The 23,512-nt window shown below is 70.1% G+C and carries 21 protein-coding genes; 12 read left to right on the top strand and 9 right to left on the bottom strand.

Going from position 1 to position 23,512, the window contains the following annotated elements; genetic code table 11:
• Positions 1-3: 3 nt before the first annotated feature.
• Together ACZ4SA_RS22635 and ACZ4SA_RS22630 are read left to right on the top strand one after the other, a co-directional pair.
• Positions 4-1,863, top strand: a complete 1,860-nt coding sequence (locus tag ACZ4SA_RS22635) for a glycoside hydrolase family 15 protein (RefSeq protein ID WP_468277334.1) — start codon at positions 4-6, stop codon at positions 1,861-1,863.
• Positions 1,860-2,339 (top strand): hypothetical protein, encoded by a 480-nt coding sequence (locus tag ACZ4SA_RS22630; protein WP_468277331.1) that lies wholly within the window; start codon positions 1,860-1,862, stop codon positions 2,337-2,339. The genes ACZ4SA_RS22635 and ACZ4SA_RS22630 overlap by 4 nt, the downstream gene beginning before the upstream one ends.
• Positions 2,340-2,486: 147 nt before the next feature.
• Here the strand turns inward: ACZ4SA_RS22630 and ACZ4SA_RS22625 are convergent, their stop codons facing one another.
• Together ACZ4SA_RS22625 and ACZ4SA_RS22620 are read right to left on the bottom strand one after the other, a co-directional pair.
• The gene (locus ACZ4SA_RS22625) at positions 2,487-2,627 is read right to left on the bottom strand and encodes a hypothetical protein (RefSeq protein ID WP_468277328.1); all 141 of its coding nucleotides are present in this window, start codon (positions 2,625-2,627) and stop codon (positions 2,487-2,489) included.
• 329 nt (positions 2,628-2,956) lie between these two features.
• The gene (locus tag ACZ4SA_RS22620) at positions 2,957-3,094 is read right to left on the bottom strand and encodes a hypothetical protein (protein ID WP_468277360.1); all 138 of its coding nucleotides are present in this window, start codon (positions 3,092-3,094) and stop codon (positions 2,957-2,959) included.
• 1,225 nt (positions 3,095-4,319) lie between these two features.
• On the opposite strand from ACZ4SA_RS22620, the gene ACZ4SA_RS22615 reads away from it, so the two are divergent.
• The 3 genes from ACZ4SA_RS22615 to ACZ4SA_RS22605 all read left to right on the top strand — a co-directional run bounded on the left by ACZ4SA_RS22615 (position 4,320) and on the right by ACZ4SA_RS22605 (position 6,300).
• Positions 4,320-5,141: a sensor histidine kinase gene (locus tag ACZ4SA_RS22615; RefSeq protein ID WP_468277326.1), complete on the top strand. Its 822-nt coding sequence runs from the start codon at positions 4,320-4,322 to the stop codon at positions 5,139-5,141.
• A 40-nt stretch (positions 5,142-5,181) separates the two neighbouring features.
• A complete protein-coding gene (locus ACZ4SA_RS22610) occupies positions 5,182-5,838 on the top strand; it encodes a response regulator (protein ID WP_468277323.1) in 657 nt (218 codons plus the stop codon).
• Between the two features lie 126 nt (positions 5,839-5,964).
• On the top strand, positions 5,965-6,300 hold the full coding sequence (locus ACZ4SA_RS22605; protein WP_468277321.1) for a TcmI family type II polyketide cyclase: 336 nt from the start codon (positions 5,965-5,967) through the stop codon (positions 6,298-6,300).
• 79 nt (positions 6,301-6,379) lie between these two features.
• Here ACZ4SA_RS22605 and ACZ4SA_RS22600 read toward each other — a convergent pair whose 3' ends face one another.
• Positions 6,380-8,608, bottom strand: a complete 2,229-nt coding sequence (locus tag ACZ4SA_RS22600; protein ID WP_468277318.1) for an MMPL family transporter — start codon at positions 8,606-8,608, stop codon at positions 6,380-6,382.
• A 123-nt stretch (positions 8,609-8,731) separates the two neighbouring features.
• Between ACZ4SA_RS22600 and ACZ4SA_RS22595 the strand changes: the two genes are divergently transcribed.
• The 4 genes from ACZ4SA_RS22595 to ACZ4SA_RS22580 all read left to right on the top strand — a co-directional run bounded on the left by ACZ4SA_RS22595 (position 8,732) and on the right by ACZ4SA_RS22580 (position 14,537).
• Positions 8,732-9,436, top strand: a complete 705-nt coding sequence (locus tag ACZ4SA_RS22595) for a response regulator transcription factor (protein ID WP_468277357.1) — start codon at positions 8,732-8,734, stop codon at positions 9,434-9,436.
• Positions 9,433-10,914 (top strand): sensor histidine kinase, encoded by a 1,482-nt coding sequence (locus ACZ4SA_RS22590; RefSeq protein ID WP_468277315.1) that lies wholly within the window; start codon positions 9,433-9,435, stop codon positions 10,912-10,914. The genes ACZ4SA_RS22595 and ACZ4SA_RS22590 overlap by 4 nt, the downstream gene beginning before the upstream one ends.
• A 114-nt stretch (positions 10,915-11,028) precedes the next feature.
• Entirely contained in the window at positions 11,029-13,692 is a 2,664-nt protein-coding gene (locus tag ACZ4SA_RS22585; RefSeq protein WP_468277312.1) for an alpha/beta fold hydrolase, read from the top strand.
• On the top strand, positions 13,689-14,537 hold the full coding sequence (locus ACZ4SA_RS22580; RefSeq protein WP_468277310.1) for an ABC transporter permease: 849 nt from the start codon (positions 13,689-13,691) through the stop codon (positions 14,535-14,537). Before ACZ4SA_RS22585 ends, ACZ4SA_RS22580 begins: the two co-directional genes overlap by 4 nt.
• A 79-nt stretch (positions 14,538-14,616) precedes the next feature.
• Here ACZ4SA_RS22580 and ACZ4SA_RS22575 read toward each other — a convergent pair whose 3' ends face one another.
• From ACZ4SA_RS22575 to ACZ4SA_RS22550, 6 genes are read right to left on the bottom strand one after another with little or no spacing between them, the layout of a single operon-like run.
• Entirely contained in the window at positions 14,617-15,864 is a 1,248-nt protein-coding gene (locus ACZ4SA_RS22575) for a beta-ketoacyl synthase N-terminal-like domain-containing protein (protein WP_468277308.1), read from the bottom strand.
• The gene (locus ACZ4SA_RS22570; RefSeq protein WP_468277306.1) at positions 15,861-17,144 is read right to left on the bottom strand and encodes a beta-ketoacyl-[acyl-carrier-protein] synthase family protein; all 1,284 of its coding nucleotides are present in this window, start codon (positions 17,142-17,144) and stop codon (positions 15,861-15,863) included. Before ACZ4SA_RS22570 ends, ACZ4SA_RS22575 begins: the two co-directional genes overlap by 4 nt.
• On the bottom strand, positions 17,141-18,178 hold the full coding sequence (locus ACZ4SA_RS22565) for a cupin domain-containing protein (RefSeq protein WP_468277304.1): 1,038 nt from the start codon (positions 18,176-18,178) through the stop codon (positions 17,141-17,143). Before ACZ4SA_RS22565 ends, ACZ4SA_RS22570 begins: the two co-directional genes overlap by 4 nt.
• Positions 18,179-18,195: 17 nt before the next feature.
• Positions 18,196-18,762, bottom strand: a complete 567-nt coding sequence (locus ACZ4SA_RS22560; RefSeq protein WP_468277302.1) for an antibiotic biosynthesis monooxygenase — start codon at positions 18,760-18,762, stop codon at positions 18,196-18,198.
• The gene (locus ACZ4SA_RS22555) at positions 18,759-19,523 is read right to left on the bottom strand and encodes an SDR family NAD(P)-dependent oxidoreductase (RefSeq protein WP_468277299.1); all 765 of its coding nucleotides are present in this window, start codon (positions 19,521-19,523) and stop codon (positions 18,759-18,761) included. Before ACZ4SA_RS22555 ends, ACZ4SA_RS22560 begins: the two co-directional genes overlap by 4 nt.
• Positions 19,520-19,882: a SchA/CurD-like domain-containing protein gene (locus ACZ4SA_RS22550; RefSeq protein WP_468277296.1), complete on the bottom strand. Its 363-nt coding sequence runs from the start codon at positions 19,880-19,882 to the stop codon at positions 19,520-19,522. The genes ACZ4SA_RS22555 and ACZ4SA_RS22550 overlap by 4 nt, the downstream gene beginning before the upstream one ends.
• A gap of 350 nt (positions 19,883-20,232) precedes the next feature.
• Between ACZ4SA_RS22550 and ACZ4SA_RS22545 the strand changes: the two genes are divergently transcribed.
• The 3 genes from ACZ4SA_RS22545 to metK are packed head-to-tail and all read left to right on the top strand — an operon-like array spanning position 20,233 to position 23,512.
• Complete coding sequence (locus ACZ4SA_RS22545) at positions 20,233-21,465, top strand: FAD-dependent oxidoreductase (RefSeq protein ID WP_468277295.1); 1,233 nt, start codon at positions 20,233-20,235, stop codon at positions 21,463-21,465.
• A complete protein-coding gene (locus tag ACZ4SA_RS22540) occupies positions 21,462-22,307 on the top strand; it encodes an SAM-dependent methyltransferase (RefSeq protein ID WP_468277293.1) in 846 nt (281 codons plus the stop codon). The genes ACZ4SA_RS22545 and ACZ4SA_RS22540 overlap by 4 nt, the downstream gene beginning before the upstream one ends.
• Complete coding sequence (gene metK, locus ACZ4SA_RS22535) at positions 22,304-23,512, top strand: methionine adenosyltransferase (RefSeq protein ID WP_468277291.1); 1,209 nt, start codon at positions 22,304-22,306, stop codon at positions 23,510-23,512. The genes ACZ4SA_RS22540 and metK overlap by 4 nt, the downstream gene beginning before the upstream one ends.

Here is a 23,512-nt window from a genome sequence, read left to right as displayed (position 1 = left end):
GTCATGGGAAGCATCAGCGGTCGGGCGGGAACAGGAACCGTCCCAGGCCCGTCGACCGGCGGCTTGCGCTGCGGCGGCTACGCTCCGCTGCGGAACTACGCGGTGATCGGTGACGGTCGCACTGCCGCTCTGGTCGCCAGGGACGGGTCGGTGGACTGGCTGGGTTTGCCCGACCTGGACTCGCCCGCGGTATTCGGCGCCGTGCTGGACGCCGCCCGCGGCGGCCGGTTCACGCTCGCACCGTCAGTCCCGTACCGGTGCGAGCGCCGCTACCGGCCCAGCACCAACGTCCTGGAGACCACCTTCCGCACCGCCCGGGGCGCGGTGCGGGTCACCGACGCACTCACACTCCATGACGAAGCGACGCTCACGCCGATGCGGGAACTGCTGCGACGCGTGGACGGACTCTCCGGGTCCGTGCCCTTGCACTGGAGCGTGCAGCCCCGATTCGGCTACGGCACCCGCCACACCCGAATCGCCCGACGTGCCGGTGTCCCGGTGGCGACAGCCGGACGCGATGCGCTCGCGGTCTGCGCCTGGGATGCCGGCGAGCCCGTATGCGAGGCGGATGCCGTCAGCGGGCACTTCGAACTCGCCGGCGGTCGGCACGCACTGCTTGCGATGCCGTTCGCTCATCAGGAGCCTCTCGTCCTACCTGCCCGCTCCGAGTGCGAGGCGCGCCTGGAGGCCACGTGCGCGGCCTGGCGGAACTGGGCGCACGACCGGCTGTACACCGGGTGGTGGCATCAGGCCGTGATGCGTAGCCTGCTGGCGCTGAAGCTGCTGGTCTACGCCCCTTCCGGTGCGGTCGCGGCCGCGGTGACGGCCTCGCTGCCGGAGGAAATCGGCGGCGAGCGCAACTGGGACTACCGCTTCTCCTGGGTGCGCGACTCCGCCTTCACCCTGGCCGCCTTCCTGCGGCTGGGCTGCCCGGCGGAGGCACACGCCTACTTCTGGTGGCTGATGCACGCCTCCCAGCTCACCCACCCGTCCCTGAACGTGCTGTACCGGCTGGACGGCGGGCATCGCACCCCGGAGAAGACCCTGTCGTGGGAGGGCTACCGCGGTTCGGGCCCGGTCCGTATCGGCAACGCCGCGGCCCGGCAGGTCCAGCTGGACACCTACGGCGAGCTGATGCAGACGGCCTGGCAGTACGCCCAGGCCATGGGCGGGCTGGACGGGGATGTCGCCCGCCGTCTGGCGGAGCTGGCCGACCTCGTGTGCACGGCCTGGGAGGAGCCGGACGCGGGCATCTGGGAGGTCCGCAGCCCGCCCCGGCACTTCACCCAGTCGAAGATGATGTGCTGGGTGGCCCTCGAACGCGCCGCCGACCTCGCCGAACGCGGCCTGATCCCCAGCTGGCACCTCGAGCGCTGGCGCGCCGCGCGCGACGAGATCACAGGGTTCATCGAGGGCCGCTGCTTCTCACCCGACCGTGACAGCTACGTTCGCGCCGCCGGCAGTGACGACCTGGACGCCGCCGTCCTGCTGGGCCACCTCCACGGATACGGCGGCAACGGTCACCGCATGCGGGCCACGATCAGCGCCCTGGACCGCCACCTGCGGCACGGCCCCTACGTCGACCGGTATTCCGGCGAAGACGGCCTCTCCGGCGGCGAAGGCGCCTTCCTCGCCTGCTCCTTCTGGCTCGCCGAATCCCTCGCCCGCACCGGCAGTCTGGCGCAGGCGATTGAGCTGATGGACGAGCTGGTCCAACTGGCCAACGACGTCGGCCTCTACAGCGAGGAGATCGACCCCACCACCGGCGACTTCCTGGGAAACCTGCCCCAGGGCCTGAGCCACCTGGCACTGATCAGCGCCGCCTGCGCCATCACCGCCGCGAGCAAGGACACAGCACGGTGAACGCGTGGGGAACCGCCGCGGGCGCCTTAGTCGGCACACTCGCCCTGACCACCGCGCTGCGCGCCGCCAGCGAGCTGAAACTTACCCGCATGGACTTGCCGTTTCTCCTCGGCACGGCGGTGACCGTCAACCGCACCCGCGCCAAGGCCCTCGGCTACCTGATGCACTTCCTCAACGGGCAGATCTTCGCGTTCGTCTACTTCGCCGTCTTCGCCGCCATCGACCAGGCCGGCTGGTGGCTGGGCGCCCTGTTCGGTCTCGCCCACGGCCTGTTCGCCGGCACCGCACTGGTCAACATCCTGCTGCCGCTCGTCCACCCGCGCATGGGCAGCCCCCTGACCAGCGCCCCACAGACAGCGCTGCTGGAACCTCCCGGATTCCTTATGCGCAACTACGGGCCCGGCACCCCCGTGGTCACCGTCCTCGCCCACATCGGCTACGGAGCGATCGTCGGCGGCTTCACCCTGACGCCCTGACCCCGGCGGTCGGCCGGACGGGCCGCGATGCAGGTCGCGGGCCAGTCCCTGTCCTGGACCATATTCGGACACTACGCCCGCCGGTGGGTCCCGGGAGACCCCGGCGATCCTGTCCGTACTGGTCGGGCCGAGGACTTCGCCGCCACGCTAAGCGAGCGCCTTGATTCCGGCGCCCCGGCCCGCCGCCTGGGCCCGGGCCACCAACGCGGCGACCAACCCGTCATCCACAGCGTTCGCCGGGTCCACGGCGGCCTCCCCGGCCTCGGTGTCACTTGTCACGTCAGTCATCAATTGTCGCTTCCAGCCCGGGAGTTACACCACTCACCACCGTACAGACCCTTGCAGCCCGCCCAGGCACGGAACAGTCAGCCTGTCGGCCACTTCGTCATCCCGTACAACGCTGCCCATCGGCAGAGACCTGCAACCGTCGTGGGACCTTCGGTCGGCTTTCGTCCGGGCGCGCTGCATTCGTCGGTGCGGATCCGCTGTGACGGCTACGGTGAGTTAGCCGGGACGCGGTTGAGGAACATGCGCTCCAGGACACGTTCGACACGCGTCTGGACGGGTGGCTCAGCACCGAACGATCCCGGTGCTGGTTCGGTGCTGACTTCGGAGGGTCAATGGAGAGAAAACCGCAGGTCGTAGCTCTGGTCGGATGAGTTGTCATACCACTCGATGGTGGTGCCGATCAGGCTCGCGGCGACGATGCGCTTGAGGCTGGCGGGTGCTGGTGGAGCGGTCGCGGGAGAGGACATCGGCACCACTTCCTGGCGGTTGACGGGGACGTGTTCGTGTCGCCATACCGTAGGAGCGTGCAGGTCAGAGGCGTATGTGGTGGCACACCATAGTTCTGGGCGCCGGGGTGCGCGCGGCCACCATGAGGGCGGTGTCGGAGGCTCCGTGTCGGCCTCGACGAGGCCGCGAAGGAGGCTGTCTGCGTTTCCGCCATCGCGGCCCAGGGGCAAGTTCCTCACCGACGAGGCACCGAGGGCCCGACGGCGCTGGATCATCCTGTGCCGTGGTATCCCGGACAACGACGATCCGTTACACCACGGCGGGCCGGGGGATAGTGACGGAATCACCTGTCTCCTCGTCGTCCGCCCTCGCGCTCCTCTCGTTTCGACGCAGCCACGCGGCGAAGGTACTGAAGTTTCCCGTGATGGCGTCCGCAAGAGGCGGCGCACTCCCAACTGGCCCCCGGCGGCTGGCCGGTGGTGCGCAGGATCTCGGGTGCCGGGCTACCGGAGACAGCCAGGGCAGCGGTGTACTCGGCGACCTCGCAGCCCTTTGCAGTCAGGGATTGAAGGTCCAGCCGCCCGGATGCCAGTCCGCATGCGTCGAACCAGATCCGGCATCCGCCGCCTCCGTGTGGGCAGCCGCAGCTGGGCATGTCCTCTTCCAACGCGATACCGCAGACCGGGTGCGTCGGCTGTTCGATGAACGCGTCGTGCGGGGTCCCGTCGGATTCGGCGAAGGTGAGGCGGAATCTGAACGTCGTAGCGGGTGGCGCGCTGCCCGGGCTGCGGGGCGCGTGCTGCCCGGCCTGGTCCTGGACCTCGACGCCACGCTGGTCGCCTGCCACTTTCGAGAACGACGCGGCCGGCGGGGTCGCGCGCGGCGGAAGCGGCGCGCTCCGCCTGTGCCGACCATGCGGCGGGCGCAGGCGCGCCAGGCGCGGCACGGATGGTGCGGCGTGCGGACCAGGGCACGGGAATCCGGTATTCAGTCGCCCTCTCCGCAAGAACGGAATCCGGCCGACATGCAGAGGGAGCCACTGCCGAGTCACTCGGAGGCAGCTCCCGAAATGGGACGACCGCACGGCGATCTTGTGAAACCGCCACAGCGGGACGCGGGAAGTCATTTAACTCCACAGTAACTACACAGGTGCTTCCGACATGAGTCCACTACGTTACTCAGGTCTCACCAAGGGATTTCTTTCTCCGCTCAATGAGTGTCTGATAAGCTCCCCCTAAAGAGTGAATGCTGGCCACCATGGGGGAGTGGATGGCAGTGGACAGTGGGGTATTTTCTCTTCTTTCGCTGGTGAGACAATTATTTCTGATCGAGCTCGTGGCTGTCGCGGTCGCCGCGAGTGTCCTGATTCGGTCACGAATGAGGCGGCGGGCGCTCGAGGAGTCGGCCAAGGGTGAGAAGTTCCGCGAACGGCACCGCATAGCCCGCGAACTGCACGACGGTGCGGGTCATCGGTTGCTGGCGATCATCATGCACGCGCGCCGGCTGTCCGCTGAGGCCACCGCCGAGCCGTCGACAGCGCAGATCATCGAGGAGCTGGCGGTCCAGGCGCAGCGCGAGGTGCGGGAGGCGCTCGGCTGCCTGCCGCATCCCGACCGGCTCGAGGCCGGCGACCTGCTCCTCTCCGAGCAGGTCATGGCCCTCGGCGCTGACCTTCCCGACGTCGAGCTCTCGGTGCACCTCGGCAATGTCGAGAACGAGGCCGGTCTGGACCCCGCGGCACGACACGCCGCTCTGCGGATCATCCAGGAGGCTGTCAGCAATGCCATCAAGCACGGTGAAGGGCCCATCGACGTCCGGGTCCGATTCGGTGAGCAGCTCGAACTGAGCATCGCCAACAGCGGCCGCTCCGCCTCGCGGGGCGCGCACCCGGCCGGCATGCCGCTGCTGCCCCTGCCCGGCACTGGGCAGGGGCTGCCCAACATGCGATTGCGTGCCACCGAGCTGGGCGGGGTCCTCGACTATCACGAACTTCCCGGCGGCGGCGTCCGGATCGCGGCCTTCCTTCCCGGCCGGGGCCGTCGGCACGTCCGCACGCCCGCGGCATGAGAAACATCACATCCCGAGGCAGACCAACCCAGGAAGGCTCATGAGACCGATCCGCATACTGATCGTCGACGACCAGCCGTTGGTGCGTCAGGGACTGAAGGCCGTCTTCGCGCCACTCGACGACATCGAGGTCGTCGGCGAGGCGCCGAACGGCGCCGAGGCCCTGGAGCGCGTACGGCGGACCAGCCCCGACGTCGTGCTCATGGATGTAAACATGCCACGCATGACCGGCCTGGAAGCGACCAGAAGGATCTGTTCCGGCGAGTTCGGCGAGACCGCTCCCAAGATCGTCATCCTTACCATGTACGACCGTGACGAGTACGTCTTCGACGCCCTCAGGGCAGGGGCGAGCGGCTTTCTCGTCAAGGACGCCTCTCCCGACCGGCTGGCTGACGCGGTGAGAGAGGTTTTCGCCGGCGGGGCTCTTCTGTCCTCGTCCGTCACCCGGCAGCTCATCCGCGAGTTCGTCCGCCGGCCCGCGCTCCCCTCCGCCACCGCCGAGCTCAAGTTCCTCACCGGCCGGGAGCTCGATGTTTTCCGGCTGCTGATACAGGGATACGGAAACGCGGAAATAGCGGAGAAACTGTATCTCGGTGAAAGCACGATCAAGTCTCATGTGCAGCACCTCTATCGGAAACTGGGGGTCCGGGACCGTGTGCAGGTCGTGATCTACGCCTATGAGAACGGTCTCATGTGACGCCCCTCCCCCGGTTTCTCCCCCGTAGGGGGGAGGGGAATTCCCTTCCGCCGGAGGAAGACGGACCGCTCTGCGGTCCTTAGGGTGGTCCTGGCGTATTGGCCGCAAAAGCGGAGAGGTTTATTCATGGCCGACCGAATTCTCATAGTCGCCCGTATGGCGCCGGACAAGGCTGAGGAAGTCGCTGCCCTGTTCGGCGCTTCCGACCGGACTTCACTAGCCGCAGACCTCGGAGTGACCCGGCGTGAACTCTTCCACTACCAGGGCGAACTCTACTTCCACCTGGTGGAGTTCGCCGGTGATGCGGACCGGGCCATGGCCGAGGCCAGGGTACGGGAGGACTTCCAGAAGCTCTGCGCCGATCTGGACCCGCTCATCTCCCCGTACGATCCCGCGACATGGCGCAGTCCTGCGGACGCCACCGCCACTTCCTTCTACCAGTGGACCCCGCAGGACGCGTAGCGCGGATCCGAACCGCGACGCGAACAAGCGAAGAGCACGGTCAAGGGCCGGCCGCGGTGACGCGGCCGGCCCCGCCGTGTCATCCCCGCCCGGCTCCGGCCGGGGCGGTCAGCCCGGGCTCGCCCTCGTCCACCGGGCCGGGCGTGTCCCGTTCCTTGCGGAGAGGGGAGGGCTCGACGCGCAGCAGCCGGGCCACGCCGGCCGGCAGCCACCAGTTCCACTTGCCCATCATCGCGACCGCCGCCGGCACCAGGAGTCCCCGGATGAGCGTCGCGTCGATGATGATGCCCAGCGCGATGCCGGAGGCGAAGATCGTCACGTCCAGCTCTCCGCCGGAGGCCATGGAGGCGAACGAGCAGAAGAGGATCAGCGCCGCGCAGGTGACGAGCCGTCCGGTCCGACCGACACCGCGCACCACCGCTTCCTTCGTGGATCCGGTGCGGTCGTATTCCTCTCGCATACGGGCCAGGATGAACACCTCGTAGTCCATCGAGAGGCCGTAGAGGAAGGCGAAGATGGTCACCGGGACGAAGGTGCCGATGGAACCGTCGGGCTCGATGCCGAACAGGGCCTCGGTGCCCCAGCCCCACTGCCACAGGACGACCATGGCACCGAGCACCGCCCCGAGCGAGAGCAGGTTCAGCAGGATCGCCTTGAGCGGCAGGAGCAGCGAGCGGAACGCCCGTGCCAGCATCACGAACGTGACCAGCGACAGGACCGCCAGCATCCAGGGGAACGCCGTGTAGGTCACGTCCACATAGTCGAGCTGCTGGGTGACGTTGCCGCCGACCAGGACTCCGTCCGGCACCTGGTCGACGACCCGGGCGATGGTGTCCTCTCCGGCGGCGGAACCGCCCTCGTCGCTCGGCAGTACGGTCAGAACCGCGGAGCCTTCCTGTCGCCACTGCGAGCCGTCCGGCGCGGCGACCGCGTAGATCCCGTCCGTGTCTCGGAGCGTGTCGGCCACCCCGGCAGGGTCCGTACCCTCGGGAACGTAGACGTCGAACGCGGTGAGGGCGCCGGACGGCACACCGCTGTCCGTCAGTTCGGTCAGCCCGGCACGCCCCGCACCGGAGTCCGCGAGCCGGTCGGTGGTCGGCACCGACAGGTTGAGGCCGAAGGAAGCGACGCCCAGGGCCAGCAGGGCGGTGCTGGTCACGCCGGCGACCACCCACCTGAAGCGCACCACTTGCTGCGCGACCGCCGTCCAGAATCGCCCGGCGGACGCCTCCCGCTCCAGTCCTCCACGGGTGGGCTTCCCCTGCTCCCGGCGCCGGGCGAGCCGGCGGGAGGAGGAGCTGAGCAGCAGAGGCAGCAGGGTCAGCGAGATCAGGGCGCTCGCGGCGGTGACCATCATGCCGCCGACACCGAGGCTGCGGAGCAGCGGAATCGGCAGCAGCACCATGGTGACCAGGCCGATGGCGACCGCACCGGCCGAGAAGACGATGGCGTGTCCCGATGTGGCCATGGCGCGGCGCACCGCTTCGTTGCCGTGGTGCCCTTTCGCCTCCTCCTCACGCCAACGGGTGACCAGGATCAGTGCGTAGTCGATCGCGATGCCGACGCCGAGCAGCGGCAGCATGATCAAGGTCGTCTCGTGCACGGAGATGAAGGGGCTCGCGGCGAGCAGGCCCAGGAACGACACCGGCACCGCAACCAGCGCCGTGAGCAGCGGCACGAAGGCGAGCGCGGACCGGAAGACGTAGAGCAGCACGACGATCGCGGCACCGATGGTGACCACCAGCTTTACCGGCACATTGAGTCCGCCCGCGTCAGAGCCCTGCGCCAGTGTGTCGAGACCGGTGACCTGGATCTCGGAGCCGGACGGCAGCTCGTCGCGCATCACGTCGGTGATCTCCGGCCCGAGGGGAGGGGCCTCGCCGAGCGCGCTGCCCGGCAGACCGCCCTGTTCCACAGGGCCGCCGAACACCAACCCGAAGGTGACGCTGCCGTCTTCGCCGAGGAACGCCTTGTCCTGGGTGTTCGCGTAGGACGCCACCCTCGCGTTGAGCTTTTCGCCGGCCGCGTCGAAGGCCCGGCCGAGCGCCTCCCGGGCCTCCGGGCTGTCGGCCCGCTGCCCCTCCGGCAGCGTCACCACGGGCACGAAGGGGCGTTCGTAGCCGCCGTTCCCGTAGGTCTGCATGATCTTCTGGTTCGCCTCGTACGCCGGCAGGCCGGGGTAGGCGTTGCCCTCGTCCATGCTCGGGATCAGCAGCCCGATGGCGCCGCCGCCCGCCAACAGCAGCAGGATGACGAGCATCCGTACGAATCGCTTCCGTTCGAGGACGAAGTCGCAGAGTTTCTTCATGCTTCCACGTCATCAGAGAGTTCTTCGACGGCTCAGAGAACGTTCTTAGAGATCTCTGTCAATCCTTCTCAGCCCCTCCGAACAGCCCACGATCGGGGTGACACTTGCGAGGTGACTTCAACGATGCTGCGTGTCCTGGTCGTCGACGACGAGAGCTATCTCGCGGATCTCGTCGCCACCGCGCTGCGCTACGAGGGGTTCGACACCGCGGTGGCCGGTTCCGGGAGCGGCGCGGCCGCGCAGGTGGAGGCGTTCCGTCCGCACCTGATCGTGATGGATGTGATGCTCCCGGACGGATCGGGGATCGACGCCACCAGAAGGCTGCGGCACTCGGGGTGCGAAGCCCCCGTGGTCTTTCTGACCGCTCGCGACTCCACCGAGGACAAAATCGCCGGACTGACGGTCGGCGGTGACGACTACGTCACCAAACCCTTCAGCCTCGAGGAGCTGATCGCCCGTATCCGGGCGGTGCTGCGGCGGACCGCGCACCCAGAGGAGCGCACCAAGCTGACCTTCGCCGACCTGGAGATCGACGACGAGGCGCACGAGGTGCGCCGGCACGGGGTGTCCGTGGACCTGACGCCGACCGAGTTCAAGCTGCTCCGCTTCCTGGTCGCCCACGCGGGCCGGGTTCTGTCGAAGCGTCAGATTCTGGACTACGTCTGGGAGTACGACTTCGGCGGCAGTGACGCCGTGGTCCAGACGTACATCTCCTACCTCCGGCGCAAGATCGACGCCTTCGAACCCCCGCTGATCCAGACGGTGCCGCGGATCGGCTACGTCGTGCGGGTCCAGGACGCGGATCTGCGGGAAGCGGACTCCCGATGACGCTGCGCACCCGGCTGGTCCTCGTGCTGGCGGGACTGCTGGCCCTCGGGACGGTGATTTCCGTCGGTGCCACCTTCGGGGCCCTGCAGGACTGGCGCAACGGCCAGAGCGACAAGGTGCTCGCGGCGGCTGCGCGGCAGCTGCACGACGATCTCACCCAGGGGCACGAACAGCACGGCGGGTCGCAGGTCGCGATACCGGAGAGCGGCACGGACCCGCTGGCCGCCGTCTGGAGCGCTTCGGCCGGGCAGGGCGACATCCCGTCCTTCTTCGAGATCCGGACCCGGGACGGCCAGGTCAGGCAGACCACCGACTTCGGCGCACGGCCGGAGTTGCCGCGGACCCTCCCGTCGACGCTGTGGCCGGACCGGCCGACGGAGAAGAACCCGTCCGGTGGCACGTTCCATGATGTGCCCGGGGCCGACGGTGACTCGGACTGGCTGCTCCACGTCTCCCGACTTCCGGACGGTTTCCTGCTCGTGGGGATGAGGACCGCCGTCGCGGACGAACTCATCTCGCGCACCGCGGCGGTCGCGGCGACCTCCGCCGTGGCCGCGCTGCTCGCGGTGACGCTGCTCTCCTGGCGTGCTGTACGCCGCGGGCTACGGCCGCTGGAGTCGATCGCTGCGACGGCATCGGCGATCGGCGGCGGGGACCTCGCCCGCCGGGTGCCGGAGGCCGGCCCGCGCACCGAGGTCGGCAGACTCGGCCGCGCCCTGAACGCGATGCTCGGCCAGATCGAGTCCGCCTTCGAGGAGCGGCAGCGGACCGAGGAGCGGCTGCGGCGCTTCGTCGCCGACGCCTCGCACGAACTGCGCACCCCCGTGGCCACCATCCGCGGCTACGCGGAGCTGTTCCGCCGGGGCGCCGCGAGCCGTCCGGACGACCTGGCGCAGGCCATGGCCCGTATCGAGTCGGAGGCCCGTCGGATGGGCTCCCTGGTCGAGGAACTGCTGCTGCTCGCCAAACTGGACCAGGGCCTGCCGCTGGCCAGGGACGCGGTCGATCTGAAGGCCCTCGCCGCGGAGGCCGTCGACGACGCCAGGGTGCGCGCCCCCGGCAGCCCGCTGTTCCTCGAGACGGTCGACGACGGACCGATGGTCGTGCCCGGGGACGCTGACCGGCTGCGGCAGGTCCTCGCCAATCTCCTGGCCAACGTGCGGCAACACACTCCGGAGGGAACCGAGGCGCGGGTACGGATCGACCGGGTGGACGGCCGGGCCCTGATCGAAGTGGCGGACAACGGTCCGGGCCTCGACGAGGAACGGGCCCAGCACGTCTTCGAGCGCTTCTACCGCGCCGATCCGTCGCGAACCCGGCCGTCCGGACTTCAGGGCGGGACACGAGAGGAGGGTTCCGGTCTCGGCCTCTCCATCGTCGCGGCCGTCGCCAAGGCCCATGGGGGCGACGTCGGCGTCGACGCCCGGCTCGGAGAGGGCGCGGCCTTCCGGGTCCTGCTGCCGATGGCTGACGACTGAGTACCGGCGCCCGCCGGCCGCCGTGAACGTGACCTGATCACCGGCGCCCGATGAACCACGTGCGTCACTGGCGCACCGTCATATCCATGCATCGAAACGGAGGGGCAGTGACCCATGCTTCCGAACAGACGGACATTCAGCAGGAAATTACACATATCCGGCAGATGGTGGGTGGCCGCCGGATCGGCACTGGCGCTCATCGCCACCGTGCTGACCTGGATGGTGGCAGCCGACCGGCCCGCCCCGGTGTACCGCGAGGAGCACCAGGTCGCCGGGGCGGACGGAGTCCCGCTCGACGCCTCCTACTTCACGTCGTCCTGGAGCGGAAAGCGGCCCGCCGCAATTCTCGCGCACGGCTTCGGCGGCACCAAGGACAGTGAGCGCGACCGGGCAGAGCGGCTCGCCCGCGCCGGATACGCCGTCCTCACCTACTCCGCCCGCGGCTTCGGCGGATCCGGCGGTGAGATCGGATTGAACGCGGCCGACGGAGAGGTGGCCGACGTCAGCCGGCTCCTCGACTGGCTCGCCGAGCGACCGGAGGTCCGCCTGGACGGCGCCGGCGACCCTGTCGTAGGCGTGGCCGGCGGTTCGTACGGCGGCGCCCTGTCGTTGATTGCGGCCGGACAGGACCGCAGGATCGACGCCGTCGTCCCCGCGATCACCTACTGGGATCTGCACGAAGCGTTGTTTCCCGGAGGGGTGTTCAAGAAGCTGTGGGCGGGGATCTTTTTCGGCCAGGGACTGACCGACCCCCGCGACCCGCAGTGCGGACGGTTCACCGCCAAGGTGTGCTCCGCCTTCCAGCGGTCGGCCGTTCTCGGACGTGCGGACGCGAGGACGGAGGCGCTGCTGCGCGGCCTCAGCCCGGCGGCGTACGCGCAGCGGATATCGGTACCGACGCTGGTGATCCAGGGGCAGACGGACGGGCTGTTCCCGCTCGACCAGGGGGACGCCATCGCCCGTGCGGTCGCGCGGAACGGCGCTCCCGTCGCCGTCGACTGGATCGACGGCGGTCATGACGGAGGTGACGGCGAGAGCACCCGGGTCGCGGACCGGACTGTCGCGTGGTTCGACACCCATCTGAAGCGGGGCGGGAAGGGCGGCGGAGCGGGCCCCGCGTTCCGGATCAGTCGCAGCGGCGGTACGGACGCCGAGGACGGCACCCCCGTACTGCGGGAGATCACCGCCGCACGCTACCCCGGTCTCGGTGGCACGGAGCAGCAGGCCATGCCCCTCGACGGCGACGAGAAGATCCTTGCCAACCCGGCCGGTGGCACCCCGCCGACCATCACGGCGGTGCCCGGTCTCGGCGCGCTCACCCGGCTCACGGCCGCTCTCGGGAGTGGCTCAGGGGCCGGCCCGGCACTCGATTCGCCCGTCCAGAGCACGGCGTTCACAGGACCGCCGCTGGACGGCGCGCTCCAGGTCACCGGTGCGCCCGCGGTGGACCTCACGGTCCGCGCGGACCGTGAGGCGGTGCTCTTCGTCAAGCTGTACGACGTCTCCCCCGACGGGCGGCAGATCCAGCCGCGTCAGCTGGCCGCACCCGTCACTGTGGCGGACGGCAAGACCGTCCGGGTCTCCCTCCCCGCCGTGGACCACCGCTTCGAGCCCGGTCACCGGCTTCGGATCGTGGTGTCCAGCACCGACCTCGGCTACGCCTCTCCGGTCGAGCCGGCCACCTACCGGGTGCGGGCAGGAGCGCTCATCCTGCCCGTGGTCCCCGCGCTCACCGCCGACGTGACGAGCACCTTGCCCTGGTGGATCTGGCCGCTGCCCGCCGCGGCGCTCGCCGTGGCCGTGGCGCTCGTACTGAGCGCCCGGCGTTCGGGCCGTACGGCCGCTCCGGACCCGTCGCTCGCCGACGTGCCCCTGTGGATCAGCGGACTCACCAAGAAGTACGCCCGTGGCAGCGACCGGTACGCGGTCCGGGACCTGTCGTTCACCGTAGAACGAGGCCAGGTGCTCGGTCTGCTCGGCCCCAACGGCGCCGGCAAGACGACCACCATGCGGATGCTCATGGGCCTGATCCGCCCCGACTCCGGGGAGCTGCGGATCTACGGGCACGATGTGCGCCCCGGCGCCCCGGTACTGTCCCGGCTGGGGTCCTTTGTCGAAGGTGCCGGATTCCTGCCCCACCTCACCGGGCGGCAGAACCTCAACCTGTACTGGCGGGCCACCGGCAGGCCGGCCGCCGACGCCCGCACCGAGCAGGCCCTGTCCATCGCAGGGCTCGGTGATGCGCTCGACCGTGCGGTGCGCACGTATTCGCAGGGCATGCGACAGCGGCTCGCCATCGCCCAGGCCATGCTCGGCCTCCCGGACCTGCTGGTGCTCGACGAGCCCACCAACGGCCTCGACCCCGGCCAGATACGTGAGATGCGGGACGTCCTGACGCGGTACGCCGCCGACGGCCGCACCGTCATCGTCTCCAGCCACCTGCTGGCCGAGGTCGAGCAGTGCTGCACCCATCTCGTGGTCATGGACCGTGGCGAGCTGATCGCTTCCGGACCCGTCGGGGAGATCGCCGGGGACAGCGACGAGCTGCTGATCGGTACGGCGACGGAGCCGGGCGGTGACCTCGCCGGCAAGGTCGCCGCGCTGCCCGGAGTCGTCGCCGCGACGGTCGCCGACGACGGCCTCCTGGTCCGTCTCGAGGGCATGACCGCCCCGGAGCTGCTCGTGGAACTCGTACGCATGGACGTGGCGGTGGAGAGCGTCGGCCCGCACCGGCGGCTCGAGGACGCCTTCCTCACCCTGATCGGAGGAGACCGATGACCGCCGCTGCCACGGGCTACCGTCCCACGCGCACCCTGCCGCTGCATGTGGAGGCGATCCGTCAGTTCCGGCGCCGCCGCACGCTGGTGGCACTCGGCTTCGTGATCGTGCTTCCGCTCGTACTGCTCGCCGCCTTCGCCGTCGGCGGTTCCCCCAGTGACGCCGACGGCGGCAGCCCCGGCCTGGTGCCCCTGGCCACCGCGTCCGGCCCCAACTTCGCGGCGTTCGTGCTCTTCGCGTCCACCGGCTTCCTGCTTCCTGTGGTGGTCGCCCTGTACTGCGGTGACACGGTGGCGGCGGAGGCGGGCTGGTCGTCGCTGCGCTATCTGCTGGCCGCGCCCGTCCCCCGGGCCCGGCTGCTGACCAGCAAGCTCGTTGTGGCCCTCGGCTACAGCGCGGTGACGGTGGTGCTGCTGCCGGCCGTGGCACTGGCCGTCGGCAGCGCCGCGTACGGGTGGAGCGACGTCCAGCTTCCGACCGGAGGTGTCATGCCGGCATCGGACGTCCTGTGGCGGATGACGGTGATCGCGGGATACGTGTACAGCAGCCTGCTCGTGGTCGGCGCGACGGGTTTCTGGCTGTCGACGATGACCGACGCGCCGCTCGGCGCGGTCGGCGGCGCCGTCGGCCTGTCCATCGTCTCCACCATCCTCGACGCGGTCACGGCGCTCGGAAAGGCGCGCGACTTCCTGCCGACGCACTGGCAGTACGCCTGGATGGACGCGCTGCAACCCCAGGTCGAGTGGGCTGGGATGATTCAGGGGCTGGTGGTGTCCGCCTCGTACTCGGTCGTCTTCGTGGCCCTGGCCTTCCGCGTCTTCTCCCGCAAGGACATCGTGTCCTGAGGGGAGCGCGGCACGGCTACGGGCCGTGAGGCGTGGATCGCCTCACGGCCCGCAGTGTGCCGTACCTCCGCCGTCCGGGTCAGGCCGTGCGACGGCCGCCCTCCGGCAGGCCCAGAACGGCAGCGGAGTTGAAGCCCCCGGTGCCGCGGGCCACCACCAGCGCGGTGCGCAGACCCGCCTGCTCCCGGGCGTCGGTGACGACGTCCAGGTCGTCGCCAGGGCCGGCGGTCAGATTCACCGACGGCGGCACGGTGTCATGGGTGAGGGCGAGGGCCGCCCAGGCCAGGTCCAGCGCCGCACCGCCGGAGTTGAGCCGGCCGGTGGCCGTCTTGGGAAGGGCGACCGGCACCCCGCGCCTGCCGAACACTTCCACGAGGGCATCCGTCTCACGGCGGTCGAGCTCCGGGTCTCCGGCTCCGTCGGCGAAGACCACGTCGATCTGATCCGGCTCCAGCCCGGCCCGTTCGACGGCTTGGCGGATTGCGCGCGCCAGCTGCCGGTGGCCGGGCGCCGGCCGGGTCGGGTGGTGGGCGTCATGGGTCGAGGCGGTGCCGAGGACCTCGGCGTACGGCGCGGGCGCCCCTCTGCCGGCTGCCCACGACGCGTCCTCCACGACGACCAGCGCGCCGCCCTCGCCCGGCACGTGCCCCGGGCTGTCCGGCGCGAACGGCCGGTACGCCAGGGCCGCGTCCCCCTCCTTGCTGAGTCCGTACTGAAGTGCGTGGCAGGCCATGGCGTACGGTGACAGCGGCGCCTCGGTACCGCCGACGACGACCGCTCCGGTGCCGCGGGCGATGAGTCGCCGGGCCTGGGCGAGGGCGTCGAGGCCGCCGGCGCCGTCTGCGACGAGCACCCCGCAGGCGCCCTTCAACTGTTCGCGGATGGAGAGCTGGCCGCTGCTGGCGGCGTAGAACCAGCCGATCGACTGATACGCCGTCACCGCGTGCGGACCCTCCTTCCACAGGTTGTGGATCTCCTGCTGGCCGAAGGCGTTGCCTCCGGACGAACTGGCCGTCACCACGGACAGATCGAAGGGGTCGTGGCGGTGCGGGTCGAGGGCCGCGTCCTCGAGGGCGAGCCGACCGGCGGCCAGGGCCATCCAGGTCCAGCGGTCGGTCTGCACCCTGAACTTGCTGTCGACGAATTCGGTCTCGTCGAAGCCGTACACCTGACCTGCGAGCCGCGAAGGCAGCCTGGAGGTGTCGAACTTCTCGACCTTTCCGATGCGGCCGACCCGCTCCAGGGTGCCTTTCCAGTGCTCGCGGACACCCACGCCGGTGGGGGCGACCACGCCGATTCCCGTGATGACACTGCGTCGTGCACTCATGCCGCGCTGCCCTTCGGGCTCCTGGAGAACACCATGGCCGACTGGAAGCCGCCGAAACCGCTGCCCACGGACAGGGCGTGGTCCACCGTCACCTCGCGTGCGGTGAGCGGCGTGTAGTCGAGATCGCATTCGGGGTCGGGGGTGTGGAGGTTCGCCGTCGGCGGCACCACCCCCCGGTCGATGGCCAGCGCACAGGCTGCCATCTCGATCGAGCCGATGGCGCCGAGCGAGTGCCCGATCACCGACTTGATGGAACTGATCGGCACCTGTCGCACCGCTTCGCCGAGCGCGTACTTGTAGGCGGCCGTCTCGTGCCGGTCGTTCTGCTTGGTGCCGGAGCCGTGCGCGCTGATGTATCCAAGGTCCTCCGGGTGCAGCCGCGCCTGCGCCATCACGTCCTTGACCGCCTCGCCCAGTTCACGTCCGTCGGGACGCAGCCCCGTCATGTGGAAGCCGTTGGCGCGTGCCGCGTAGCCGGCGATCTCGCAGTAGATCCTGGCCCCCCGCGCCCTGGCGTGCTCGATCTCCTCCACGATCAGGACCGCGCAGCCCTCGCCGAGGACAAAGCCCTTGCGGTCCGCGTCGAACGGCCGGGAGGCGAGCTCCGGGCTCTCGTTGAGCGGGCTCGTCGCCCGGATGGCGTCGAAGCAGGCGACGGTGATCGGGGTGATCGGCGCGTCGGACGCACCGGCGATCATCACATCGGCCTCGCCGTCCTCGATCAGCCGCAGGGCGTGCCCGATGGCGTCGATCCCGGACGTGCAGCCGGTGGAGACCACCGCTGCGGGTCCGTGCGCGCCGAACCGTACCGCGAGTTCGGTGGCGGCGCTGGACGGTACCAGTGCCTGGTACAGGAAGGGCATCGTGTGCTGCGGATCGACCTCCCACTCGCGGCCGTGGTCGCTGGCGACGACGTACTCGTCCTCCAGCGTGATCGAGGCGCCGACGGCCGAGCCGAGCGTGACACCGATCCGGTCGCTGTTGGCGGCAGCGAGGTCGATGCCGGAGTCCTCGACCGCCTCCGCCGCCGCGGCGAGCGCGAACTGGGCGAACCGGTCGTTGCGACGGATCTCCCGCGGGGTCAGTCCGTGTTCGGAAGGGACGAAGTCGCACTCCGCCGCGATCCGCGAGCGGAAGGGACCGGGGTCGAAGCAGGTGACCGTACGGATCGCGGACTTGCCGCTGGTGATCCGGTCCCAGAACTCCTCCCGTCCCGCACCGCCCGGTGCGACCACTCCGATGCCGGTGACGACGGCCCGGCGTGCCCGAGCGCCGGTCATCGGATCACCGCCGGTCCGCCCGGACCCGTCGAGATGGAGGCGGGCAGCGGCACAGCCGGGACGGCGAACCCGGCCGGGACGCCCGGGCCGCCGGTGACCGGTGACGCGGGAGCGACGCCCGGGGCGGCGGAAGCACAGTCCTGCGCCGGGAACCCGAAGCCGTTAGACGCCGTCGTGCCGGCCGAGCCGGAGTCCGCACCAGGCGCCGGGTCCCCGGGGCCCGCCTCGGTGTCAACGTGCCCGAGGTGGGGTTCGGGAGCGAGAGGTCCGATCTGGAAGACCACCAGGGCCTGGCTGTCACCGGTGTTGGTCAGCCGGTGCCGGACGTTGCGCGGAATATGCAGCGCCTGCTCGGTGCCGATCACCACGGGCTCCCCGTCCAGGTCGGCCCGGAGTTCTCCATGGGCGACGAACAGGTACTCCTCGGAGTACGGGTGGTAGTGCTCGGACACCCCCTCGCCCGGGGCCAGCCTGACCGCTCCGCAGAAGCCCGCGGAGGTGCCCACGTTCGGGGGCGCGAGGAGCGTGCGCAGGTCGCCGCCGCGCCGGGTGTTGGACGGCACGTCGTCCATCCCCACCACCCGGCAGCGGCCCCGTTCCACCCGCTTCTTGATGAGCTTCATCTGGACGGTGGTGTTGTGGTTGATGCGGTCGGTCATCGCCGCCGTGTCCACCGGCGCATCCGGTTTCATGTGGAAGTCCTGGACCCAGCGCATCCGCGTGCTGTCCGGCCCGAGCTCCTCGTAGGTCCAGTTGATGTTCATGAACTCGAAGGGCCCGGTCTCCACCCGCCGGGCCCTGACCACGCGCGCGGCCTTGTCCCAGCGACGCTCGGAGACCCAGGACCACACCCGGCCCTGCTCGTCCGGGTGCATGGTCAGCCGGAACGTGGCCGAGCCTGCGGTCTCCTGAAGAATGTCGATGCTCGCGTACTCGGAGAACAGCTCCGGCCAGTTCTGGAGGTCGTTCGTCCGCTCCCATACGAAGGCAACGGGGGCATCGATGTCGATGAAGTTGTCGGTGTGGCCGATCATGATGGGAACCCTCGTTCTCAGACCGTGGCGGACAGACGCGCGCCGATGAGCTGCTCGACGTTGGCGGGTGTGCTCTCGGGAGTGATCTCCTCCTCGATGTCGATCCGGTACCGGCTCTTGATCCGGCTCGCCAGCTCGACGCGTGCGAGGGAGTCGAGGTCGAGTGCCTCGAAGGACCTGGTGAGCGCCGCCTCGCCGAGCCCCGGGTCGAGGCCGACCGCGGCCAGCATTCCGGTGAGTTCGTCCCGGATGGGAGTCGATGACGTCATGGCTGTTCCCCCGTCTGTTGAGGTGTGGATGTGGAAGCGGAGCGAACGGGCTTCCGTGAAGCAGTCCCGCATGGGCTTCACCAGATCCCGGTGGTCCTGGGACTTCTCCCAGTCCTCGAAATCCTTGATGTCCCGCCACTCACTGGTGATGAGCCACTGCTCGGGATCGGTGGCCGACCGGCAGACCTGGTCCTTGATGTGGCCCACGACTCCTCCGGCGACCTGGAACCGGATCTTCTCGTAGGCATCCAGGAACTCCTGCTGCCGCACCGCCGGGACGCGGATCAGGAAGACCACGCGGGCCGCGGCGCTCAACGGGACGGCCTTCCGGCACCCGGCGGGGGACCGCCGGCCAGCGCGGAGCTGAAGCCGAACCTCCCGATGACCGGCATCACACTGCCGTACATCCCGTCGGAGTCCTCGCTGGTGAGGAACCGCACCGCGCGGGCGACCAGTTCGGCGTCGACGGTGAGCGCGGGGTCGACGTGCGGCATCTCCTTGCGCATCTCGGGGGTCTCCACCAGCGTCAGCGAGATCGCGTTGGCGTGGATCCCCCGGTTCTTGACCTCGTGGGCCGTCGAGCGCATCCAGGAGATCAGAGCCGCCTTGCTCGCGGCGTACGCCGACATGGCGGCCAGCGGCTCGTCCGCGAGCGGAGTGCCGAAATAGACCAGCTTCCCGCCCTCGGTGAGATGTGGCAGGACCGCCTGGGTGGCGACCACCGCCGACAGGAAGTTCGCCCTGAGCAGGTCCTCGTACGAGGACACGTCGGTCAGCATCAGTGGACCCACCGAGAAACTGCCGACCAGATGCACCAGTCCGTCGAGACTGCCGAACCGCGAGGCCGCCTCGGCCGCCGCGTGCTGGGCACCGTCCGGCCGGGCGGTGTCGGCCACCAGGACGGCGGCCTCGCCGGGCCCGCCCAAGGCGGCGGTGGTCTCGGCGAGTTCGGCGAGCCGGGCTCCGTTGCGCCCGGTGAGCAGCAGCCGGTCGCCGCGCTCGCGCAGGGCACGCACCGTGGCCGGGCCGAGCCGGCCGGTGGCCCCGGTGACCAGCAGGGAGCGAGGGGCGCTCACGCGCCCTGCTCCTCGAAGACCGCCACGCGGCTGGTGACGTGCTCCATCATCGCCTTCTGGAAGAAGGCCCTGGCCCCGGCCGGCGACGACATGTCACGGGGCTCGACCAGGAACTCGTCGAGCTTGCGCTCCAGTTCCTGTATGGCGGGCTGCCGTGCCAGATGTGCCATGACGCGGGGAAGGCTGCCGTCGATCTCCATCATGCGGACGACCAGGCCGTCCTTCATGAAGATCGAGGTACCGAGCAGTCGGGCACCGTCCGGCGTGGTCCACTCCGGCGGTGAGTAGTTGGCCAGCAGGTCCTTGACCACCGCCTCGGTGCCCGGCTTGACCTGGAAGCTGATTGCATAGCGCTCCATGAGAGGCCTTCTCTCTGGCGATCGGATGTTCGGAACGACCGGTGTCACCGGCCACGGCCAGCGTGCCGTTCCGGCTCCGCCCGGGTCTTCCGGCGGCCGGGCGAGATTCCTTCTCCTCATTCGGGAGGAGCTCTCCCCCGGCCGCCCCGGGGACCTCCTCCCGGGGGCTGCCGTCTCCTCCTGGCGGTGGTCAGCCGGTTCGTCCCGGCGCAGGAAGACGCCGCTTCTGCACCGCCCTAGCGTTCCGGGCAGAGCGGCGCGACTTGCCCCGCAACTGCTCTGCCGCGCCGCACTTCCCCCTCCTGTGGTCCCGGACTGCAGCCCACACCGAAACCAGCAGAGGAGATGCGATGGCCGACCGACGCGACGAGGTCGTCGTCATGGGCGGCGGAATCGCCGGCCTGACCACCGTGCTGGCCCTGCGGTTCGCCGGCATCCCTGCGAAGGCGTACGAACACGCCCCGGCGCTGCGTGCCGCCGCCTCGGGCAACGGCCTGGTCGTCTGGCACAACGCCGTACTCGCGCTGCGCACCATCGGCCTGGAAAAGCACCTGGACAGCATCGGGGCGGAGCTTCACCGCTACCGGTTCCGTTCTCGCCGCAGCGGGGGCCTCGCGGACTGGTCCGTAGAGGACGGCGCCCGCCGGCACGGGGCTCCCGCGTACACGGTGAGCCGACCCGCCCTGCACGGGATGCTCAGCGAACTGGTCGGCGACGACCTGGTGCTGGGCGCCCGGTGCAAGGCATTCACCGAGGACCCCGCAGGCGTGACGGTGCGGTTCGAGGACGGCCGGGAAGTGCGCGGCCCGCTCCTGATCGGGGCCGACGGACTGCGCTCAACGGTCCGCAACCAACTGATGCCGTACGAACCGCCGCCCCGCTACGCGGGTATGACGGCCTGCCAGGGCGTTGTCCAGATGCCGCTCGACAAGGTCCCGGCGGGCGTGTTCGTCAACACCTTCGGAGAGGGGCCCTGGTTCGTCTACTACCGGCTCGGTGACGACTCCGTCTACTGGGACGCCGTCCTCGACGACCGTACCGGCCGCCGTCTCGGCAGCAGCGCCCCCTCACTGGGCCTCGGCGCCCGGGAGGCGCTGCTGCGCGAGTTCGGCCAGTGGCCCGACCCAGTGCCCGCGCTGATCGAAACCACCGCCGAGGACGAGATCCAGCCGGTCGACATCTACGACCGCGACCCCGTGCCTCGATGGAGCACCGACCGGGTGACGCTGGTCGGCGACGCCGCCCAGCCCATGACCTTCAACCTCGGCCAAGGGGCCAACCAGGCCATCGAGGGCGCGGTCGTCCTCGCCCAGTGCCTGTCCTCGGCCCAGGGCGACACGGCCGCCGCCCTCGCCGCCTACGAACGGCGCCGTATCGACCGGGCGGCGCGCGTCGCCCGCCGCTCCCGGATGAACGGTGTACTCAGTCGCTGGCAGAACCCCGTCGTGTGCCTGCTGCGCGACGCGTTCATGCGGGTGGCCTTCGACCGGCTGGTGTACCGCAAGACCTACCAACTCACCATGGACACCGACTTCGGTGCGCTCGACAGCGGCACCGGACAACAGGAGGACAGCCACCGATGACCACCGACACCCGCCCCACCAGCGGAGTCAGCCGGACCGCCGTCATCATCGCCCAGGCGCGCGCGACCGAGGACGCCCGGCCCGACCGGCTGTTCGCCGACCCGTACGCGCAGCCCTTCGTCGACGCCGTCGGATGGATCCAGGTCGCCGAGGCGGGCCGTCTCAACCAGGGCCACTTCGTTCTGCGCACACGCTTCTTCGACGACTGGTTCCGGGAGTCGGCCGAGGCCGGGTGCCGACAGGCCGTCCTGGTCGCCGCCGGACTGGACACCCGCGCCTTCCGCCTCGACTGGCCGGAGGGCTTCCGCCTCTTCGAGATCGATCTGCCCGGTCTGATGGCCTTCAAGGAGGCCGTACTGGGCGTGCGTCGGGCCGAACCCTCCTGTGATCGCACAGCGGTACGGTCCGATCTCCGGGGCGACTGGCCGGCGGACCTGCTCGCAGCCGGTTTCGACCCGCGCCGGCCGACTGCCTGGCTGATCGAGGGCCTGATGATGTACCTGGAACCGGCCGACAACGACCGCCTCCTGGAGCGCATCGGGATGCTCTCCGCCCCGGGCAGCCGGCTGGCGATCGAGCACGTCAACAAGGAGTACACCGAGCTGCCCCAGCTGCGCGCCGTGCACGAGCGGCTGCGCAAGGTCGGCGCCTCCTGGCAGTCCACGGTCGAGGACCCGTGCGCGTGGCTCGGCTCCCACGGTTGGGCGGCGAGGGTGGTCCCGCAGGCCGAACTCGCCGCCCGGCACGACCGCCCGGTCCCGGAGCTCACCGACCCGGAACGTGTCGGTGACGCGCGGATGTGGCTGGTCGAGGCGACGAGGAACGCCCTGGAGGGCTCATGAGCAGGCGCCTGTTCACCTCGGAGTCCGTGACCGAGGGACACCCGGACAAGATCGCCGACCAGATCAGTGACGCCGTCGTGGACGCCATGCTCACCGAGGACCCCACGGCACGGGTCGCGGTGGAGACCCTGATCACCACGGGCCAGGTGCACGTGGCGGGTGAGGTCTCCACGCGGGCGCGCCCGGACATCGCCGCCCTGGTCCGCCGCACCGTCCTGGCCATCGGGTACGACAGCTCGACGAAGGGGTTCGACGGCGCTTCCTGCGGTGTGTCGGTGTCGATCGGGGCGCAGTCACCTGACATCGCCCGGGGCGTGGACACCGCGTACGAGCACCGGATGGGGGCGGACACCAACGATCTGGGGCGGCAGGGCGCGGGTGACCAGGGCCTGATGTTCGGCTACGCGTGCGACGAGACCTCCGAACTCATGCCGCTGCCCATCAGCCTCGCGCACCGGCTGTCGCGCCGGCTCTCTGCAGTCCGCAAGGACGGCACCGTCCCCTACCTCCGCCCCGACGGCAAGACCCAGGTCACCGTCGAGTACCTCGGCAGTCGGCCGATCCGTCTCGACACCGTGGTGGTCTCCTCGCAGCATGCCTCGGACATCGATCCGGACTCACTGCTCGCGCCCGACGTGCGCACCCATGTCGTCGAGCACGTCCTGGCCGGGCTGGCGCGGGACGGAATCAAGCTGGAGACGGAGAACTACCGGCTCCTGGTGAACCCGACCGGCCGTTTCGAGATCGGCGGCCCGATGGGAGATGCCGGCGTGACCGGCCGGAAGATCATCATCGACACGTACGGCGGCACGGCCCGCCACGGCGGCGGCGCGTTCTCCGGCAAGGACCCCTCCAAGGTGGACCGGAGCGCCGCGTACGCGATGCGCTGGGTGGCCAAGAACGTGGTCGCCGCGGGCTTGGCGCGCCGCTGCGAGGTCCAGGTCGCGTACGCCATCGGCAAGGCGGAGCCCGTCGGCCTCTTCGTCGAGACCTTCGGCACGGCCGCCGTGGGCCAGGACGTGATCGAGGAGGCGGTCCGCTCGACGTTCGACCTGCGTCCGGGCGCCATCATCCGTGACCTGCGGCTGCTGCGGCCTATCTACGCGCAGACGGCGGCATACGGCCACTTCGGCCGCGAGCAACCGGACTTCACCTGGGAATGCACGGACCGGGTCGCCGCCCTGCGCACCGCGGCAGGACTCTGA

The sequence above is a fragment of the Streptomyces sp. NPDC027962 genome, from assembly GCF_055566095.1.
Note: the sequence above shows the minus strand (reverse complement) of the source record. Positions and strands in the feature narration are given on the sequence as shown.

Excerpts from the sequence above, each read along its gene's own strand:
- ACZ4SA_RS22610 (WP_468277323.1), top strand. The coding sequence starts at position 5,182 with ATGAGACCGATCCGCATACTGATCGTCGACGACCAGCCGTTGGTGCGT.
- ACZ4SA_RS22580 (WP_468277310.1), top strand. The coding sequence starts at position 13,689 with ATGACCGCCGCTGCCACGGGCTACCGTCCCACGCGCACCCTGCCGCTG.
- ACZ4SA_RS22595 (WP_468277357.1), top strand. The coding sequence starts at position 8,732 with ATGCTGCGTGTCCTGGTCGTCGACGACGAGAGCTATCTCGCGGATCTC.
- ACZ4SA_RS22600 (WP_468277318.1), bottom strand. The coding sequence starts at position 8,608 with ATGAAGAAACTCTGCGACTTCGTCCTCGAACGGAAGCGATTCGTACGG.
- ACZ4SA_RS22545 (WP_468277295.1), top strand. The coding sequence starts at position 20,233 with ATGGCCGACCGACGCGACGAGGTCGTCGTCATGGGCGGCGGAATCGCC.
- ACZ4SA_RS22585 (WP_468277312.1), top strand. The coding sequence starts at position 11,029 with ATGCTTCCGAACAGACGGACATTCAGCAGGAAATTACACATATCCGGC.
- ACZ4SA_RS22625 (WP_468277328.1), bottom strand. The coding sequence starts at position 2,627 with ATGACTGACGTGACAAGTGACACCGAGGCCGGGGAGGCCGCCGTGGAC.
- ACZ4SA_RS22635 (WP_468277334.1), top strand. The coding sequence starts at position 4 with ATGGGAAGCATCAGCGGTCGGGCGGGAACAGGAACCGTCCCAGGCCCG.
- ACZ4SA_RS22590 (WP_468277315.1), top strand. The coding sequence starts at position 9,433 with ATGACGCTGCGCACCCGGCTGGTCCTCGTGCTGGCGGGACTGCTGGCC.
- ACZ4SA_RS22570 (WP_468277306.1), bottom strand. The coding sequence starts at position 17,144 with ATGACCGGCGCTCGGGCACGCCGGGCCGTCGTCACCGGCATCGGAGTG.
- ACZ4SA_RS22550 (WP_468277296.1), bottom strand. The coding sequence starts at position 19,882 with ATGGAGCGCTATGCAATCAGCTTCCAGGTCAAGCCGGGCACCGAGGCG.
- ACZ4SA_RS22605 (WP_468277321.1), top strand. The coding sequence starts at position 5,965 with ATGGCCGACCGAATTCTCATAGTCGCCCGTATGGCGCCGGACAAGGCT.
- ACZ4SA_RS22575 (WP_468277308.1), bottom strand. The coding sequence starts at position 15,864 with ATGAGTGCACGACGCAGTGTCATCACGGGAATCGGCGTGGTCGCCCCC.
- ACZ4SA_RS22620 (WP_468277360.1), bottom strand. The coding sequence starts at position 3,094 with ATGTCCTCTCCCGCGACCGCTCCACCAGCACCCGCCAGCCTCAAGCGC.
- ACZ4SA_RS22615 (WP_468277326.1), top strand. The coding sequence starts at position 4,320 with ATGCTGGCCACCATGGGGGAGTGGATGGCAGTGGACAGTGGGGTATTT.
- ACZ4SA_RS22540 (WP_468277293.1), top strand. The coding sequence starts at position 21,462 with ATGACCACCGACACCCGCCCCACCAGCGGAGTCAGCCGGACCGCCGTC.
- ACZ4SA_RS22565 (WP_468277304.1), bottom strand. The coding sequence starts at position 18,178 with ATGATCGGCCACACCGACAACTTCATCGACATCGATGCCCCCGTTGCC.
- metK (WP_468277291.1), top strand. The coding sequence starts at position 22,304 with ATGAGCAGGCGCCTGTTCACCTCGGAGTCCGTGACCGAGGGACACCCG.